19 protein-coding genes are annotated in these 19,379 nt (G+C 29.5%); all 19 read left to right on the top strand.

Annotated elements, in window-relative coordinates:
- A partial coding sequence (locus LLF98_RS00830) for an L-lactate permease (protein WP_291699883.1) occupies positions 1–403 on the top strand: 403 nt, incomplete at its 5' end.
- A 972-nt stretch (positions 404–1,375) separates the two neighbouring features.
- Positions 1,376–1,528 carry an L-lactate permease gene (locus LLF98_RS00835; protein WP_291699885.1) on the top strand — a complete coding sequence of 51 codons (153 nt, stop codon included), beginning with the start codon at positions 1,376–1,378 and terminating at the stop codon, positions 1,526–1,528.
- 353 nt (positions 1,529–1,881) lie between these two features.
- Positions 1,882–1,980 carry a hypothetical protein gene (locus tag LLF98_RS15380; RefSeq protein ID WP_366512057.1) on the top strand — a complete coding sequence of 33 codons (99 nt, stop codon included), beginning with the start codon at positions 1,882–1,884 and terminating at the stop codon, positions 1,978–1,980.
- Positions 1,981–2,291: 311 nt separating this feature from the next.
- Positions 2,292–3,080, top strand: coding sequence for an electron transfer flavoprotein subunit beta/FixA family protein (locus tag LLF98_RS00850; protein WP_291699887.1), 789 nt, complete (start codon positions 2,292–2,294; stop codon positions 3,078–3,080).
- A gap of 56 nt (positions 3,081–3,136) precedes the next feature.
- Positions 3,137–4,327 carry an electron transfer flavoprotein subunit alpha gene (locus LLF98_RS00855; protein ID WP_291699889.1) on the top strand — a complete coding sequence of 397 codons (1,191 nt, stop codon included), beginning with the start codon at positions 3,137–3,139 and terminating at the stop codon, positions 4,325–4,327.
- A 3-nt stretch (positions 4,328–4,330) separates the two neighbouring features.
- Positions 4,331–5,734 (top strand): FAD-binding oxidoreductase, encoded by a 1,404-nt coding sequence (locus LLF98_RS00860; protein WP_291699891.1) that lies wholly within the window; start codon positions 4,331–4,333, stop codon positions 5,732–5,734.
- Between the two features lie 416 nt (positions 5,735–6,150).
- On the top strand, positions 6,151–8,136 hold the full coding sequence (locus LLF98_RS00865; protein WP_291699893.1) for an SEC-C metal-binding domain-containing protein: 1,986 nt from the start codon (positions 6,151–6,153) through the stop codon (positions 8,134–8,136).
- Positions 8,137–8,314: 178 nt separating this feature from the next.
- On the top strand, positions 8,315–9,382 hold the full coding sequence (locus tag LLF98_RS00870; protein WP_291699895.1) for a mannose-1-phosphate guanylyltransferase: 1,068 nt from the start codon (positions 8,315–8,317) through the stop codon (positions 9,380–9,382).
- A 472-nt stretch (positions 9,383–9,854) separates the two neighbouring features.
- A complete protein-coding gene (locus LLF98_RS00875) occupies positions 9,855–10,436 on the top strand; it encodes a zinc dependent phospholipase C family protein (protein ID WP_291699916.1) in 582 nt (193 codons plus the stop codon).
- A 169-nt stretch (positions 10,437–10,605) separates the two neighbouring features.
- Positions 10,606–10,971: a metalloregulator ArsR/SmtB family transcription factor gene (locus LLF98_RS00880; protein ID WP_291699897.1), complete on the top strand. Its 366-nt coding sequence runs from the start codon at positions 10,606–10,608 to the stop codon at positions 10,969–10,971.
- Between the two features lie 67 nt (positions 10,972–11,038).
- Entirely contained in the window at positions 11,039–11,308 is a 270-nt protein-coding gene (locus LLF98_RS00885; protein WP_291699899.1) for a cation transporter, read from the top strand.
- A gap of 25 nt (positions 11,309–11,333) precedes the next feature.
- Positions 11,334–11,855 carry an HAD-IC family P-type ATPase gene (locus tag LLF98_RS00890; protein WP_291699918.1) on the top strand — a complete coding sequence of 174 codons (522 nt, stop codon included), beginning with the start codon at positions 11,334–11,336 and terminating at the stop codon, positions 11,853–11,855.
- Positions 11,856–12,128: 273 nt separating this feature from the next.
- Entirely contained in the window at positions 12,129–12,764 is a 636-nt protein-coding gene (locus tag LLF98_RS00895; protein WP_291699901.1) for a redox-sensing transcriptional repressor Rex, read from the top strand.
- Between the two features lie 352 nt (positions 12,765–13,116).
- Positions 13,117–13,902, top strand: coding sequence for a short-chain-enoyl-CoA hydratase (locus tag LLF98_RS00900; RefSeq protein ID WP_291699903.1), 786 nt, complete (start codon positions 13,117–13,119; stop codon positions 13,900–13,902).
- Between the two features lie 58 nt (positions 13,903–13,960).
- On the top strand, positions 13,961–15,100 hold the full coding sequence (locus LLF98_RS00905; RefSeq protein ID WP_291699906.1) for an acyl-CoA dehydrogenase: 1,140 nt from the start codon (positions 13,961–13,963) through the stop codon (positions 15,098–15,100).
- Positions 15,101–15,113: 13 nt separating this feature from the next.
- The gene (locus LLF98_RS00910; protein WP_291699908.1) at positions 15,114–15,893 is read left to right on the top strand and encodes an electron transfer flavoprotein subunit beta/FixA family protein; all 780 of its coding nucleotides are present in this window, start codon (positions 15,114–15,116) and stop codon (positions 15,891–15,893) included.
- Between the two features lie 22 nt (positions 15,894–15,915).
- Positions 15,916–16,923 carry an electron transfer flavoprotein subunit alpha/FixB family protein gene (locus tag LLF98_RS00915; RefSeq protein ID WP_291699910.1) on the top strand — a complete coding sequence of 336 codons (1,008 nt, stop codon included), beginning with the start codon at positions 15,916–15,918 and terminating at the stop codon, positions 16,921–16,923.
- A 100-nt stretch (positions 16,924–17,023) separates the two neighbouring features.
- Complete coding sequence (locus LLF98_RS00920) at positions 17,024–17,872, top strand: 3-hydroxybutyryl-CoA dehydrogenase (RefSeq protein ID WP_291699912.1); 849 nt, start codon at positions 17,024–17,026, stop codon at positions 17,870–17,872.
- A gap of 116 nt (positions 17,873–17,988) precedes the next feature.
- Positions 17,989–19,155, top strand: coding sequence for an NADPH-dependent butanol dehydrogenase (locus LLF98_RS00925; protein ID WP_291699914.1), 1,167 nt, complete (start codon positions 17,989–17,991; stop codon positions 19,153–19,155).
- Positions 19,156–19,379: the final 224 nt, after the last annotated feature.

The following is a 19,379-nucleotide window of genomic DNA, read 5'->3' on the forward strand; positions in this document are numbered from 1 at the left end:
AGCTATGGCAAAAATAATGGGTTACAGTGGAATGATTACAACCATAGCAGTTGTACTTGTAGCTGCTACAGGAAGTTTTTATCCGATAATTTCTCCAATGATAGGTGGACTTGGAACCTTCGTTACAGGTAGCGATGTATCAGCAAACGTATTATTTGGCGGATTACAGGTTGAAGTAGCAAAATCAATTTCAATCGATCCATATTGGTTAGCAGCAGCTAATACCTCTGGAGCTACAGGTGGTAAAATGATATCTCCTCAAAGTATTGCAATTGCAACAGCAGCTACTGGCCTTTCAGGAGCAGAAGGAAAGATATTAGGAACAACAGTTAAGTTCTGTATAGGTTATGTAATTATTATTGGATTAATAACTTATTTTGCATCATCGTTAATGATTTTCTAGGGATAAGATTAATGAAGAACATCAAGCTAGCCTTCGATGTAAAGAATAAATTAAACCCAGGAAAAGTGTGCAAATAAAATTTTGGATTACCTAAAATAAAACTCCGTTGAAAGTAACGGAGTTTTATTTGCATTGTCCTTCGATGTATTCTGTGTATTTTGTGTTAAATCTTTTTCTTCGGGTCAACTTCTGAATACAAACCTATTCATAGTGCGATATAATGTGCCTGTTAATACAAATTAATTAATTAGAGAGTATTTTATTAGTAATGGCATATGAAAGAAGGGATTGCAGTTGGAGTCAAATAAAACATCGATAAAGATATGTTTTATTTATGCTGTAGTAAGTTCTGCTTTTATAGTATTTTTGTTACATAACTCAAATAGATCGTCTCATAAGCAATTGTTTTTCAATCTTTTGGTTGTCATGGGCAAAATATTATATAGTATTTTTTCTAATTCTATTGTAATATATTGTTGATAGTTTAGCATAGCTAAGTCCTTCTTTTTTACTGGAAATTTAATGATTAGTTAACAATTCATGAGAATTTAGTAAGAGCATTAAAATGTAGAGAAGAGGCAAAAACTTATAATTCTATGGAAGAATATTTTGAATTAATTAGATAAGTTTATGGATATAAAAAAAATAAAGCATATCTGATTTTTTTGTTATATTTTAAACAAAAAATTTAACTATAATTAGATAAATCCACAGTATATATTTTTTTATTAAAGGTTAATAAATTAAACAAGGTATGAAATCTATAGTATAAGGATGAAATTAAAATAAAATCAATGTAAACATTTTCTGTTAAATAAATATCAATGCTTTACAAACAATATATGGTAAATTATAATTAATATTAAAATTGGTAATACCAATTTTGAATTGGTATTATATATCATATGGATGGAGGGCTAAAAGTGTATTTGTTATTTTTTTGGCTTGTATTCCTATTATTATTCGATTATATTGGTCGCATTAACGGGAAAAGGTATAAAGGTTGTAAAAGGAGTATTTGGAATCACTTTAGCATTTGCACTAGGATTTGCAATTCCACATATATTTGTTGAAAAATTCATTGGAGCTGAATTACCTGCTGTAGTTGGCTCAATGACATCTTAGTTAGTAACAATATTATTAACTAAGAAATTTTATAATGCAGAAAACAGTCAAGACGAACAGAAAATTTCATTTAAGAAAGGATTTATGGCATGGTTACCTTTCATATTAGTATTTCTATTTGTAATGATATGTTCCCATTATTTAAGTTTATATACAATTCATTATCACAAATAAAAACCGAAGTGTCGATTTATACAGGTGAAGGAGCAAAACCATATACTTTTTCTTGGATTGTAACTTCTGGAGTACTAATAATTGTAGCAACATATTTAGGAGGTTTACTGTAAGGATGCAAATTAAAAGCCATAACTATAGTTTTTAAGAATACGTTTAAACAGATCACTAAATCAGGTATGATAATAATTTCAATTGTAGCTTTAGCAAAAATTATGGCATATAGTGGAATGATTAAATTAATAGCAGATGTATTATTTGGACAACTACATGTATAGGCTGCACATGCCATTGAAGCTAATTCTTATTGAGTTTTAGCTGGAGATGTACTAGGAACTACTACAGGAAAGATGATTTCACCTCAAAGTATAGCAGTCGCAACAGCGGCAACTAGTTTATTTGGAAATTAATGAAAAATATTAAATTAAGCTTTAAAGGTATGTATACCTTACATTATTCTATCAGGAATAATAGTGTTTTTTGGAAGTTCAATATTTGGATTTTAAAATATAAGATTTGAAAGCAATTTCACTAACCACAAAATTGTGGTCAGTTAATTTAAAAATATAATTCTTAGGAGGAAGTTGTTATGAATATTTTAGTTTGTATTAAACAAGTACCAGGAACATCTAAGGTAGAGGTTGATCCAGTTACAGGAGTATTAAAAAGAGATGGTATAGATTCTAAAATGAATCCATATGATTTGTATGCCCTTGAGACAGCACTTAAAATTAGAGAAAATAAAGGTGGAACAGTAAAAGTTTTAAGTATGGGTCCTAATCAGGCTTTAAGTGTAATTAAAGAGGCATTTACTATGGGAGCTGATGAAGGTACATTATTATCAGATAGAAAATTTGGTGGAGCTGATGTTTTAGCCACATCATATACAATAGCTCAAGGTGTTAAAAAAATGGGAGATTTTGAACTTATCATTTGTGGTAAACAAACTACAGATGGAGATACTGCTCAGGTAGGGCCGGAAATGGCAGAATGGCTAGGAATATCTCATGTGGCTAATGTTAAAAATATAGTAAAATTAGAAGAATCAGCAATCACAGTTGAAATGGATATGCCGGAAAGTATTGAAACTGTAAAGATAGAATATCCATGTTTAATTACAGTTGATAAAGATATTTTTGAACCAAGGCTGCCTTCTTATAAGAAGAAAGTATCAACTAAAGATAGGGAAATAAAAATATTAAGTCTTAACGATTTTGATGATAAGAATGAAAAAAATTATGGACTTAATGGTTCACCAACTCAAGTAGAAAGAATATTTCCACCAGAAGTTAATAATGACAGGGAAATGTGGACAGGCGATTCTGGTGAATTAAGTGATAAAATGGAGAAAAAGTTAAAGGCGTTAAAGTTCATTTAATGATTACAGATTTAAAAAGGATATCTCACAATAAAAATTAAAGGGGAGAAAATGTTATGGCTAAGTTAGTAGTAAACCAAGAAAAAATATTAAACATCGATGAGTTAATTAAAATATGTCCTTTTGGTGCTCTTGAAAACAATAATGGAGTAGTTGAAATAAGTGGAGCATGTAAAATGTGTAAGATTTGCGTTAAGAAAGGACCAAAAGGCGCTGTTGAATATATAGAAGAAAAAGCTGAAGAAATAGATAAAAGTGCTTGGAATGGAATAGGAGTTTATGTTGATCACGTAGATGGAGAAATACATCCTGTTACTTATGAACTAATAGGAAAAGCAAGAGAATTGGCTGGCAAGATAAATCACCCAGTTTATGCTGTATTTATTGGAAACAATATTTCTAACAAAGCGGAAGAATTATTACATTATGGTGTAGACAAGGTATTTGTATATGATGAAGAGAAGTTAAAATATTTTAGAATAGAACCATATACAGCTGCTTTTGAAGATTTTATAAATAATGTTAAGCCAACAGCTATTTTAGTTGGAGCTACAACTATAGGTAGGTCTTTTGCTCCAAGAATAGCTGCAAGATTTAAAACTGGACTTACAGCAGACTGTACAATATTAGATATGAAAGAAAATACAGACTTAGTTCAAATTAGACCAGCATTTGGTGGTAATATAATGGCTCAAATAGTTACTCCAAATTCTAGACCTCAACTAGCAACTGTTAGATATAAGGTTATGACAGCTCCAAAAAGGAACGATGAGATTTCAGGTGAAATAGTTAAGTGTAGTATAGATAAAAATAAACTTAAGTCTAATATTACAGTACTTAATATAAAGAAAAAAGATGCAGAAGTGGGAATAAGTGATGCTGAAATAATAGTGGCAGCAGGAAGAGGAGTTAAATCAGAGAAGGATTTACAATTAGTAAAAGAATTGGCTAAACTCTTAGGTGCAGAATTTGCATGTACAAGGCCTCTAATTGAAGCAGGCTGGGTTGATGCAAAAAGGCAAATTGGATTGAGTGGAAGAACTGTAAGACCAAGACTTATCATAGCTTGTGGAATATCTGGAGCAGTCCAATTTACAGCTGGAATGAATAATTCAGATTATATTTTTGCTATAAATACTGATGATAAAGCGCCAATATTTAAGGTTGCTCACTATGGAGTTGTCGGTAATTTATATGAAGTAATTCCAGAATTAATAGAAAAAATAGAAATGGCTAAGGAGGCATAGGTTATGAATTACAAAGAAGTTGAATTAAAGGATTATGAATATATACTATCTGTTGCAGAAAATAATAAAGAAAGAGTTTTCTTTAAAGAAGAAATAAACGAGGACTACAGTCATGATGAATTAGGTGGAATTAAAAAAATGCCAGATATGGTAATTCAAGCTATAAGTGCAGAGGAAGTTTCAAAAGTAATGAAATATGCCTATGAAAACAATATTCCTGTAACTCCAAGAGGGTCAGGTACAGGACTTGTTGGTGCAGCAGTTCCACTTAAAGGTGGAATAGTTATAGACACTAGCAGAATGAATAAAATATTAGAATTAGATGAAGAAAACCTTACTCTTACATTAGAGTCAGGAGTGTTACTTATGGATATAGGTAAATATGTTGAAGAATTTGATTTATTCTATCCACCAGATCCTGGTGAAAAATCAGCAACAATTGGTGGTAATATAAGTACTAATGCAGGTGGAATGAGAGCTGTAAAATATGGAGTAACTAGAGATTATGTTAGAGGACTTGAAGTTGTACTTCCAAACGGTAATATAGTGAATTTGGGAGGAAAAGTTGTTAAAAACAGTTCTGGATATGCATTAAAAGACTTAATTGTTGGTTCTGAAGGAACTTTAGGAATAATAACAAAGGCAACTTTAAGATTATTACCACTTCCTAAAAAGGCTCTAAGTTTACTTATTCCTTTTGAAAGTCTTGAAAGAGCAATCGATACTGTACCTAAAATAATTAAATCTAAGTCAATACCAACAGCAATTGAATTTATGCAAAGGGAAGCAATACTTGCAGCAGAAGAATTTTTAGGAAAAAGTTTTCCAGATAAATCATCTGACGCATATCTCTTATTAACTTTTGATGGAAATTCCACAGAAGAAATTGAAAAGGATTATGAAAATGTAGCTAATATTTGTTTAGAGGCTGGAGCACTAGATGTATTAATTTCAGATACCGAAGAAAGACAAGAATCTATTTGGTCAGCTAGAGGTTGTTTTCTTGAAGCAATTAAAGCTTTAACTACTGAAATAGATGAAGTTGACGTTGTTGTACCAAGAAATCAAATAGGAAAGTTTGTAACTTTCACTCATGAACTTGAGCATAAAGCTAATATAAGAATAAAAAGCTTTGGACATGCTGGAGATGGAAATTTACATGTATATATATTAAGAGATGATTTAGATGAAGAAACATGGTCTGTAAAATTAAAAGAAGTCATGCAAATAATGTACGATAAAGCTAAAGAATTAGAAGGACAGGTATCAGGAGAACATGGAATTGGATTTGCAAAGAAGAGATATTTGAAAGAATCACTTCCAAATGAATGTATTGATATTATGCAAGGAATCAAGCTAGCTTTTGATCCTAAAAACATATTAAATCCAGGAAAAGTATGTGAATAAAATAAATTGAATTTAATTTGAAACAATAAACAGATGCCTAATAAATGAAGTTTATATATAATTAAACACTGCTTAATATTAAAAAGTAATTTTAGTATTAAGCAGTGCTTTTTTATCTTGAAGAAACAATGGCAACTTTAGATTTAATGGTTAGACAATGTAAAGGTACTAGATAATTTAGAATTTTCAATTATTGCTTCTATTTTTGTGTTTAAAATAATAGATATATCAACATATAAGAGGTCATGATATGTTGACTTAAATCTAATGTATATGTAAAATGTAACAAGGTATAGCATTGTAATGGGACTGAACTAATTGACTTAATGCAATATATTTATAAAATGTTATATTCACATAGAAAAGATATATATATGATTTTAGAAATTATATAGGCCAAAAGGAGGAACTGTTACTTGAAAGCAAAATGTTACTATTGCAATAAAGAATTAACTGAAAGAACTATTAAAAGACACATGAAAACTTGCAGTGAAATGAAAAAAATAATAGATGAAAAAGGAATTAATGATAAAGAAAAAAGAAATCAATTTATCATAGCTATTAAACCTAAGTACGCTGGAAATGAATATTGTATATACTTGTCAATAGATGGAACATTAGGCTTAATATATATAGATCAATTTATAAGAGATATTTGGGTAGAGTGTTGTGGACATTTAAGTGGTTTTAGAATTAAAGGAAAATTTTATCAAGAGTATTCAATGAATGCTAAATTAAATGATATTTTAAATATCGATGAAAAGTTTGAATACGAATATGACTTTGGAAGTACGACACATTTAATTTTAGAAGTAGTGGATATAATACAAGTGCCTAGCAGCTTTTCTCAAATAGAAATAATAGCAAGAAATAATGAGATTAAACATGAATGTGAAATTTGTGGAGCAGAAGCTAAGTATTTTAGCTATGAAAAAGATGAATGGGAATGTGAAAGTTGTATTGATAAAGATGATGATATGATATCGAAATTTGATTATTGTAATTCACCGCGCGATGGTGTTTGCGGTTATGATGGACATAAAGAAGCTGAAAATATATATTTACCTGGAAATGATAAAAAATATAAACTTTCTAAAAAGAAGATAAAAGAGCAAGATGATTATAAAAGCATATCAGCTTATGACGATGATTTTTTTGACGATTTACCAGCTGTGGAATATGCATTTGATGATTTACTAAGCAAAAGTAAAAGTATTGCAAATAATACACTTAACAAGGGAATATATTCTTTTGACATAAAGGAACTTATAAGTAATTTATCCAAAGAGAATATATATGATATAGCTAAATATCTTGGTATGACTAAAATATCAAGTTTAAATAAAAGTAAATTAATAGAAATGTTCCTTGATGGATATGAGTTATTAATTGAAGAAAGACTATCTTTATTTGATGAGGAAAGATACAAAGATTTAAAAAGTTATTCTGATAAGGGTGGAGAAAAAGTCTTTAAAGAAATAAAGGGAGATAATGTATATAAAGTAGGATACTTTTTACAAAATGGTATGCTTTTTTCAGCATGCAAGGATGGAGAATTAGTAATATTAATGCCAGAAGTTGTTCAAAAATTAGTTAAAGAGAAGAATAATATACAATATAGAAGTATGATAAAATCAAATAGTGAAATAGTGAATCTTTATAGAGGTATGAATAAAGCTTATGGACTTCTTAAATTGAAGGATATCAAAGAGCTATTTAAAAGATATGCACCTTATAAAGAAAGCGCGCAGCGCATACAGAACAATGCACCTTATAAAGAAAGCGTGCAGCGCATAGAAAACAATTCAATTTATGAATCTCACAAATATAGAATAGAAGATGTAATAACGAATGCAGAAGATTATTATAGAGAATATGAAATTCAAGGAACATTTTTTGTAAACTGTTATATAGATAATTGGGTAAATTTGTTAAAAAGAATAGAACAACAAACAAATGTCGATTATACTATGATTTCAAAAGAAGAATTATTAAGTATGTCAGATGAAAATTACATTTATGAATCTAAGTGTGGAAAAATATTTATTAAAGAATTTCTTAGTATGTTTAATATAGATGAAGATATATTAGAAGGATTGATGGAATCTTTGTATTTAGAAATTCAAGAAAATGAATTAGAAGATGTTGTGAATGAAATATTAGAACAATTAGAAGATGATAATAAAGAAATTAAAGATTTTATGAGTAATAGCGTTGACAAATTTCTAAGGAATATTAAGTTATGGAAATACAAAGGTTCTACTATTAAAGAAAAAGAAGGCAGCATGATAAAGAATGAAAAACAAAAGCCTGTAAGACGAAATGAGCCTTGTTCATGTGGAAGTGGGAAAAAGTATAAAAATTGTTGTGCTAGGAATGGCAATGTAATAAATTTGTTTTAGGTAAATTTAAGAAAATAGCATAATAAATATAAAAGTATATGGGTATGTTATTTTTTGAATGTGCTTAAAAAACATCAGAGATAATGAATTATATCTAGTGTTCTTTTATTAATGGACTCACAAATGCACATATTTCAACATATAATGAACTAATATCATTACATGGAGTTGAAAATGCGTGATATACGGGCTGATTTTAGCTGGAGGTAAGGGCAGTAGGCTATATCCTCTATCAAGAGCCGATCAACCAAAACAATTTTTAAAGCTTATTAACGATAAAAGCTTTTTAGTTAACACTGTTGATAGGATAATCCCAATAATAGATAGAGATAATATATATGTTGTGACTAATATGGACTACAGAGAGAAAGTTAAAAATGAACTTATAGGAATTAAAGAAGATAATATTTTTGTAGAGCCTGCTAATAAGGAAACTGCTACATGTATAGGTTTATCTGCAGTAAAGTTATTAAAACAAGATGCTAATGCAGTTATGGTTGTATTGCCATCAGATCACTATATTCAAGGTGAGAAGAATTATATAGATACGTTATCTCAAGCAATCGAGATGGCAAATAAGAGAAGATGTATTGTCACACTAGGAATCGAACCAAGCAGACCTGAAACAGGGTATGGTTATATAGAAATGGGTGAGAGGGCTACTGGGAATATATCAACTTATAAGATAGCTAGATTCACTGAAAAACCTAATTTAGAAGTTGCTAAAGATTTTATATTAAAAGGAACTTATTTATGGAATTCTGGAATGTTTGTATTTAGAGCAGATGTTATTTTAAGAGAAATAGAAAAATATCTCCCTAAATTGCATAAGCCATTGATGGAAATATATAAAAATTTAGGTGAAGAAAATGAGGAAGTGGTTATACAAGAACAATATGAACTTATAGATGGGATATCTATAGATTTTGGTGTTATGCAAAAGACAAGGAAGGCATATGTAATAAAATGTGATTTTAGCTGGGATGATATGGGAAGTTTTGGAGCTTTAAGCAGGTTACTTGGTACCTATAGAAATAATAATATATCTAAAAATGTTTATGTTGATGAATGTGAGAATTGCTCCATATTTGGAGATAAGAACTTAATAATTGGATTTGGGATAAAAGATTTGGTTGTAGTCGATGCTGGAGATGTCATACTTGTAATGGATAAAAATAAGGATCAAGAAATAAAACATTTATTAAATAAACTTAATGAACAAAGTAAATATAATAAATTTTTATAATAAATAAGCTGTTTCAAAATGATTTAATATTTTGGAACAGCTTATTTATTATATTAAAAAGAAAATCAAGGCAAATTTTAAATGATAAAATATACATATTTATTATGAGATGTTTATTGTAAATCTCATCTTAATGTAAGAAGAGATATAGATAAATAAATTCATTCTTGTTTACTTAGTTTAACGATTTCGGATAGCTCTTGTTATAAAATTACTATAATACATAATATTATGGGCTAAAGTTTGATCAAAATCTTGTTTTTATTAATTTAGTTTATTCAATTACGGGATTTGATATTATTGGATATTTATACAGATAATATTTGTCCAAATTATTTAATAAATCATTGTAAATTTGAACTTTGAGTATTATTATAAAAATATAAAATGAATTTTAATTATTAAAGAATTACGGTATGTTAATTTATATAAGTTTGTAAAATTAAAATATAGAGGATGTGATTAGACTTTGATGATTAATACTCACAAAGTTATGGGTGAAAATATTATAAAATATGCTAATACAAAGAGTGTTTATTTAATTAATAATAAAAGATTTATCTGGGGGAACGTGAAACCAGATTGTGCATCTAAATATAAATTTAAGAAGCATTATTTTGATGAAAGTATAGATATGATAGTTGAAAAAATTATATATTTATCTTCATTAACATTAGAAGATGTTTATTATAATATAACTGTTGGAAAGTTTAGTGAAGAACTTGGAGTAGTATGTCACTTTTTATGTGATTTTTTTTGTGCCCCACATTATTACAGATGGGAATTTAAAAGTACTAGTGCTGTAAAACATCATATGATGTATGAAAAAAAAATGGCTAAGTTAGCTAAAAATTTTAACCTAACAGGGATTATAAATACAAATATAGAACCAAGTAATATAAAAGAATTTATAGTGCAATTACAAAAACAATATTATGGAATATTAGATTATAAAAATGATTTAACATTTTCATATTATGTTTGTGATAGTGTATTAAATATGATTCTAGAAAAGGTATTCTTTAATGAGAATAAAGTAAGTAAAGCAATTTAATTACTTTAATATTAAATATCTTGAAGTAATTTTTAAATTGCTTCAGGATATTTTTTTGAAGATTTTTATTGAAAAGTATGAGAGATTATTGCACAAATATATGAAAAAGAATATAATACAATAAAACAAAACATATGAGCATATGTTCATATGTTCAGGGGGAGGTATTATGGATAAAGAGAATGAGATTATTGAAAGTTGCAATTGTAATATAATTCATGAAGATGCAGTATTAAGAATTAAAGATTTATTACCTAAAGATGAGGTTTTATATGATTTAGCAGAGTTATTTAAGGCTTTTGGTGATTCAACTAGAGTAAAATTGTTATGTGCTTTATTTGAATCAGATATGTGTGTAAGTGATTTGGCTGCAGTTTTAGGAATAAGTCAATCAGCAGTGTCACATCAATTAAGGACATTAAAAGCTTCAAGGCTTGTGAAGTTTAGAAGAGATGGAAAAGTTGTATATTATTCATTGGATGATGAACATATAAAAAGCATATTTAATCAAGGATTTGAACATATTACAGAGTAAATTTAAAATATATATTCTGAAACAATATTTTAAAATTTAAAAATATTAATGAATGGGGGTGGAGGTAATGGCTAAGGAAATTAAGATTTCATTAAAAGGATTAGATTGTGCTAATTGTGCAAATAAAATAGAAGTTAAGGTAAATGAACTAGAAGGGATAAAAGAAGCAAATTTAAATTTTTCTCTTGGTAGAATGATATTAAATATATCAGAAGAGATTAACAAAGAAGATATTATTAATAAAATAAGAAAAATAGTTAATGATTTAGAACCACATGTTGTTGTAAGTGAATATAAGATAAATAAAATGAAAATAGTTAGCAAAAGGAACTTTTAAAGTTACAGAAATTAACGCGACAAGTATTTTAAAAGAGGAATTATTAAAAGTTGCAGCTATAGGAGAAAGCTTTTCAAATCATCCAATAGCTAAATCAATAGTTAATGAATATAATCAAAAAATTAATAAAGAAGAGATTCAAAATTATAAGGAATTATCAGGCCATGGAATAAAAGCACTAATTGAAGGTAAAGAAACTTTAATTGGCAATTATAAATTAATGGGGGATAATAAAATTCAATGTGAAGAAGCAGATTCAGTTGGAACAACTGTTTATACTGCAATTGAAGGGGAATATAAAGGAAATATAATTATTGAAGATGAAGTAAAAAAAGATTCCAAAGAAGCTATAAAGCAATTAAAAGCTTTGGGAATTAAAAGGATAGTTATGCTTACTGGTGATAATAAAAAAGTTGCAGATAAAGTTGACAAAGAACTTGGAATTAATGAAGTATATGGTGGATTATTACCAATAGATAAGGTGTCTAAAGTTCAGAATTTAATTAAAAATAAATCTAATTGTAAATTGATTTTTGAGATAGTCTAGTTATGTATTTTAATAGACAATTGAGTATTAAATTTAATTTTTATAATTATTTTTATGAAATATTTCTATTGAAATTGACATAATATTATATAAGTGTGGTAAAATTATAAAATATAGCAATTATTAAACGATTAAAATTAAAAGAATTTAAATAATTAGAGCACAGATTGTTAAAAAATAGACTAATTATTATTATATTAATTATATAACTACTTTAAAATAAAAAGTAAATTGGTGAAAAATACTAAATTATTAAGATGGGAGAAAACAGATATGGAAAAGCATAAGAATATATCGATGGCAGTTATTAAAAGATTGCCTAAGTATTATAGATATATTGAAGAACTTATGAAAAATGATGTAGATAGAATTTCTTCAAAAGAATTAGGAGAAAAAATCGGTTTTACAGCATCACAAATTAGACAAGATTTAAATTGTTTTGGAGATTTCGGACAACAAGGATATGGATATAATGTTAAAGAATTGTATAACCAAATTAGTGCTATCTTGGGATTGGATAGGGGATATGAAGCAGCATTAGTTGGAGCTGGGAATATAGGGCAAGCGGTTTCAAATTATTCAAGGTTTGAAAAATTAGGCTTTAAAATAACAGCCATATTTGATGCAAATCCTAAATTAATAGGAATGAAAATTAGAGATGTAGAAATTATGGATATAGATGAAATGACATCTGTTTTAGATGAACATAAAATTGATATAGGAATAATTTGTGTACCGAGAAAAAATGCACAAATTGTTGCTGAGGAATTGATAAAAGGTGGAGTAAGAGCAATTTGGAATTTTGCACCTGTAGATTTGGTAGTTCCAAATTATGTTAAGGTAGAAAATGTACATTTAAGTGAGAGTTTATTAACTTTAATTTATTTATTAAATGAGAGTGACAGTTAAAAATTGAATTTTATGTCTTTAGCATATGAAAAAAGATAATAAGTTAGTGTGCGAGATATTAGAAAAAATAGACTAGCAGGCGAGCTTGTTATTTTTTTGATGAATTATTGCAATTCTAATTTTCTTTGGGAATGAAAAGAGGATATAATTAAGTAAAAAACTTGTAATATTATAAAGATAATATTTTATTGCAAATAAATTAACTACATATTATAATTTTAATTAGCGATTTTAAATCCTTAAAAATTTTTTATGTTCGTTTGTTATAATATTAACAAACGAACATAAAAAATATTGAGAATAGTGAGAAAATTAAAAAAATAAACAAGCAAGTTTGAAGGAGGATCTTAACATGGAATTAAAAAATGTGATTCTTGGAAAAGAAGGGCATTTAGCTATTGTTACAATCAATAGACCAAAAGCACTAAATGCATTAAATTCAGAAACATTAAAAGATTTAGATACTGTTTTAGAAGATTTAGAAAAAGACAGCAATGTGTACGCAGTTATATTAACTGGTGCTGGAGAAAAATCTTTTGTTGCTGGAGCAGATATTGCAGAAATGAAAGATCTTAACGAAGAACAAGGTGAGGAATTTGGAATATTTGGAAATAATGTTTTCAGAAGATTAGAAAAATTGGATAAGCCAGTTATCGCAGCTATCTCAGGATTTGCTCTTGGTGGTGGATGTGAACTTGCTATGTCGTGTGATATAAGAATAGCTTCAGAAAAAGCTAAATTTGGACAACCAGAAGTAGGACTTGGAATAACTCCAGGATTTGGTGGAACTCAAAGATTAACTAGAATTGTAGGAACAGGAAAAGCTAAAGAATTAATATATACTTGTGACATAATTAATGCCGAAGAAGCTTATAGAATAGGTTTAGTAAATAAAGTAGTTCCTTTAGAAAGCTTAATGGATGAAGCAAAAGCTATGGCTAATAAGATTGCAGCTAATGCTCCAAAAGCAGTTGCATATTGTAAAGATGCTATTGATAGAGGCATGCAAGTTGATATAGATGTTGCTATATTAATAGAAGCAAAAGATTTTGGTAAGTGCTTCACAACAGAAGACCAAACAGAAGGAATGACTGCGTTCTTAGAAAGAAGAGCAGAAAAGAATTTTCAAAATAAATAATTTTAGAAGATTAGGTTAAAAATCTATTGAGATTTAATTAACAAGGGGGGGTAATTTAATGAATTTCCAATTAACTAGAGAACAACAATTAATACAACAAATGGTTAGAGAATTCGCAGTAAATGAAGTTAAGCCAATAGCTGCTGAAATTGATGAAACAGAAAGATTTCCTATAGAAAATGTTGAAAAAATGGCTAAGTTAGGAATGATGGGTATCCCATTTTCTAAAGAATTTGGCGGAGTAGGCGGAGACGTTCTTTCATATATAATTGCTGTAGAAGAATTATCAAAAGTTTGTGGTACTACAGGCGTTATTCTTTCAGCTCATACATCATTATGTGCATCAGTAATTAATGAAAATGGTACTAAAGAACAAAAAGCAAGATATCTATCTGATCTTTGTAGTGGTAAGAAAATTGGTGCTTTCGGTTTAACTGAACCAGGTGCTGGTACAGATGCTTCAGGACAACAAACAACAGCTGTATTAGACGGAGATCACTATATCTTAAATGGTTCAAAAATCTTCATAACAAACGGTGGAGTTGCTGAAACTTTCATAATCTTTGCTATGACTGATAAGAGCAAAGAAACTAAAGGAATTTCTGCGTTCATAGTAGAAAAATCATTCCCAGGATTCTCAGTGGGTAAGTTAGAAAACAAGATGGGTATTAGAGCATCTTCAACTACTGAATTAGTAATGGAAAACTGTATAGTACCAAAAGAAAACTTATTAAGCGTAGAAGGTAAGGGCTTTGGTATAGCAATGAAGACTCTTGATGGAGGAAGAATTGGTATAGCTGCTCAAGCTTTAGGTATTGCAGAAGGAGCTTTTGAAGAAACTGTCAACTACATGAAAGAAAGAAAACAATTTGGTAAATCATTATCAGCATTCCAAGGATTACAATGGTATATAGCTGAAATGGACGTTAAAATTGAAGCTACTAAACATTTAGTATACAAAGCTGCATGCAAGAAGCAAGCAGGTGAGCCTTATTCACTTGATGCTGCAAGAGCTAAATTATTTGCAGCAGATGTTGCAAGGGAAGTTACAGCTAAGGCAGTTCAAATCTTTGGTGGATATGGTTACACTAAAGAATATCCAGTAGAAAGAATGATGAGAGATGCTAAGATATGTGAAATCTACGAAGGAACTTCAGAAGTTCAAAAGATGGTTATCGCAGGAAGCATTTTAAAATAGGAGGAATTTTATAATGAATATAGTAGTTTGTGTAAAACAAGTTCCAGATACTACAGCTGTAAAAATTAATCCTAAAACTGGTACATTAATAAGAGATGGTGTTCCATCAATAATGAACCCAGAAGATAAGCATGCGTTAGAAGGTGCATTACAATTAAAAGAACAAGTTGGCGGTAAAGTTACTGTTGTCAGCATGGGACTTCCAATGGCTAAAACAGTTTTAAGAGAAGCATTATGTATGGGAGCTGATGAAGCTATCCTTTTAACAGATAGAGCACTTGGAGGAGCTGATACTTTAGCTACTTCAAAAGCATTAGCTGGAGTTATAGCAAAATTAGATTTTGATATAGTATTTGCTGGAAGACAAGCGATTGATGGAGATACTGCACAAGTTGGTCCAGAAATAGCTGAACATTTAAATATTCCTCAAGTAACATATGTTCAAGACGTTAAAGTTCAAGGAAATTCATTAATAGTAAATAGAGCATTAGAAGACGGACATCAAGTAGTTGAAGTTAAAACTCCATGTCTATTAACTGCAATCAAAGAATTAAATGAAACAAGATACATGAATGTTGAACGTATATTCGCAACTTCTGATGATGAAATCAAAGTTATGAACGTAGCTGATATAGATGTAGACGTAGCTGAATTAGGACTTAAAGGTTCACCTACAAAGGTTAAGAAATCAATGACTAAGGAAGTTAAAGGTGCAGGAGAAATCATTAGAGAAACACCTAAAAATGCAGCATATTATGTTGTAGGAAAATTAAAAGAAAAACACTACATCTAAGATAATAGGAGGGTAATTTATTATGAATATAGCAGATTACAAAGGCGTTTGGGTTTTTGCTGAACAAAGAGAAGGCGAATTACAAAAAGTATCTTTAGAATTACTTGGTGAGGGTAGAACAGTTGCAGACAAATTAGGAGTAAAGTTAACAGCTTTATTATTAGGTAGTAACATTGAAGGATTAGCAAAAACTTTAGCAGAACACGGTGCAGATGAAATTTTAGTTGCTGATAACAAAAACTTAGAGCATTATACAACTGATGCTTACACTAAAGTTATTTGCGATTTAGCAAATGAAAGAAAACCAGGAATATTATTCGTAGGAGCTACCTTCATAGGACGAGACTTAGGCCCAAGAATAGCGGCTAGATTATCAACTGGATTAACAGCTGACTGTACATCAATCGATGTTGATATTGAAAATGGTGATCTTTTAGCTACAAGACCAGCATTTGGTGGTAATTTAATGGCTACAATCGCTTGCCCAGAACACAGACCACAAATGGCTACAGTAAGACCAGGAGTATTTGCAAAAATCACTACTGATGCAGCTAACTGTAAAATAGAAAAGGTTGAAGTTAAATTAGTTGACAGCGATGTTAGAACTAAAGTTTTAGAAACTATTAAAGCTAAAAAAGATATCGTAGATATCGCTGAAGCAGACTTTATAGTATCAGGCGGTAGAGGAGTTGGAAATAAGGAAAACTTTGCACTACTTAAAGAATTAGCAGATGCTTTAGGTGGAACTGTAGCAGGATCAAGAGCTGCTGTTGAAAAAGGATGGATTGACGGAGCATACCAAGTTGGTCAAACTGGTAAGACTGTTAGACCTCAAATTTACATAGCTTGTGGTATATCAGGAGCCATCCAACACGTTGCAGGTATGCAAGATTCAGATTTAATCATTGCTGTTAATAAAGATGATTCAGCTCCAATAATGAAGATTGCTGACTATGCAATAGTTGGAGACCTTAGTAAGGTAGTACCAGAATTAATATCTCAAGTTAAAGAAATAAAGAGTGCTGAATAGTATAATTAAAATAAATTTAATAATTATTTAGTAAAGTTTATAATGTAACACTAATTCGTAGTTAGAATAATGTAATATAAAATTTTAGGAGGAATAATTTATGAAAAAGATTTTTGTACTTGGAGCAGGAATTATGGGTGCTGGTATTGTTCAAGCATTCGCTGAGAAAGGTTATGAAGTAATCGTAAGAGATATAAAAGATGAATTTGTTGACAGAGGAATAGCAGGAATAGCTAAAGGATTAGAAAAACAAGTTGCTAAAGGAAAAATGACTGAAGAAATTAAAGAAGAAATCCTTTCAAGAATTTCAGGAACAACTGACATAAACTTAGCCGATGATTGCGATTTAGTAGTTGAAGCTGCAATCGAAAACATGAAAATCAAGAAAGAAATTTTTGCTGAATTAGATGGAATTTGTAAACCAGAAGCAATCTTAGCTTCAAACACTTCATCTTTATCAATTACTGAAGTTGCTTCAGCAACAAAGAGACCAGAAAAAGTTATCGGAATGCATTTCTTTAATCCAGCGCCAGTAATGAAGCTTATTGAAATTATTAGAGGAATAGCTACTTCTCAAGAAACTTTTGATGCTGTTAAGGACTTATCAGTTGAAATAGGAAAAGAACCAGTAGAAGTTGCAGAAGCTCCAGGATTCGTTGTAAACAGAATCTTAATCCCAATGATTAACGAAGCTTCATTCATATTTCAAGAAGGAATTGCTTCAGTAGAAGATATAGATACAGCTATGAAATACGGTGCTAACCACCCAATGGGACCTCTAGCATTAGGAGATCTTATCGGATTAGACATTTGCCTAGCTATCATGGATGTTTTATTCACTGAAACAGGTGATAACAAGTACAGAGCTAGTAGCATATTAAGAAAATATGTTAGAGCTGGATGGCTTGGAAGAAAGTCAGGAAAAGGATTCTATGATTATTCTAAATAATATATAGTTTTAAAAATGTAGAGGATTTTATGGATTTGTATGGAAATGTATAATATAGGGAAAATTAGAATATTCCTATTGATAAATTTGTATTTACAAGGAGGGTTATTAAAATTATGATGAGGTTTACATTGCCAAGAGATATTTATTATGGAAAAGGATCATTAGAACAATTGAAAAGCCTTAAAGGTGAAAGAGCAATATTAGCACTTGGTGGCGGTTCGATGAAGAAATTTGGATTTGTTGATAAAGCATTAAGTTACCTAAAAGAAGCTGGTATAGAAGTTAAATTGATTGAAGGAATAGAACCTGATCCATCAGTTGAAACAGTACTTAAAGGGGCTGAAGTAATGAGAGACTTCGAACCCGATTGGATAATTGCTATGGGTGGAGGATCACCAATAGATGCAGCAAAAGCAATGTGGGTATTTTATGAACATCCAGAAAAGACTTTTGATGATATAAAAGATCCATTTACAATCCCAGAACTAAGATCTAAAGCAAAATTCTTAGCAATTCCATCAACAAGTGGAACTGCAACAGAAGTAACTGCATTCTCTGTAATTACAGATTATAAGACTGAAATCAAATATCCTTTAGCTGATTTTAATATAACTCCAGATATAGCCATTGTAGATTCAGAATTAGCTGAAACAATGCCACCTAAATTAACAGCTCATACAGGAATGGATGCTTTAACTCATGCTATTGAAGCATATGTAGCAACACTACATTCACCATTTTCTGATCCATTAGCGCTTCAAGCTATTGAAATGATTGATGAATATTTATTAAAATCTTATGAAGGAGATACTGATGCTAGAGAGCAAATGCATTATTCTCAATGTTTAGCGGGTATGGCATTTTCCAATGCATTACTTGGAATAACTCATAGTATGGCTCATAAAACAGGAGCAGTATTCCATATACCACATGGATGTGCTAATGCTATATATCTACCTTATGTAATTGACTTTAATAAAAAATCGGCTTTAGATAGATATGCTAAAATATCTAAGAGACTTGGATTAAGTGGTACAACTGATGATGAATTAGTAGATTCATTAACAAATTTAATAAAAGAATTAAATAAGAAAATGTCAATCCCATGCACTTTAAAAGAATATGGTATTAATGAAGAAGAATTTAAAGCAAAGGTTGACATGGTTTCAGAGAGAGCTATTGCAGATGCTTGCACAGGATCAAATCCAAGACAATTAAGCAAGGATGAAATGAAGAAAATATTTGAGTGTGTATATTATGGAAATAAGGTTGATTTTTAATAGTTAATATATAGAAGGTTTCAGAAGATAATTTTGAAGCCTTTTTGCATTAATTAAAAATAAAAAAACAACAAAGCGCAATTGAGGCCACTGAAAAAGTGCCCTCACTCTATTTTAAGAATTAAAAAGTATAATTCCAATACGTTTAGTATTGGGAATATGCTTTTTTTGTTATATAATTTATTTATTAAGACTAAGCAAGGTGGTAAATAAATGTTAAAGCA

The sequence above is a fragment of the Clostridium sp. genome (genome assembly GCF_021372645.1).
Classification (GTDB): domain Bacteria; phylum Bacillota; class Clostridia; order Clostridiales; family Clostridiaceae; genus Clostridium.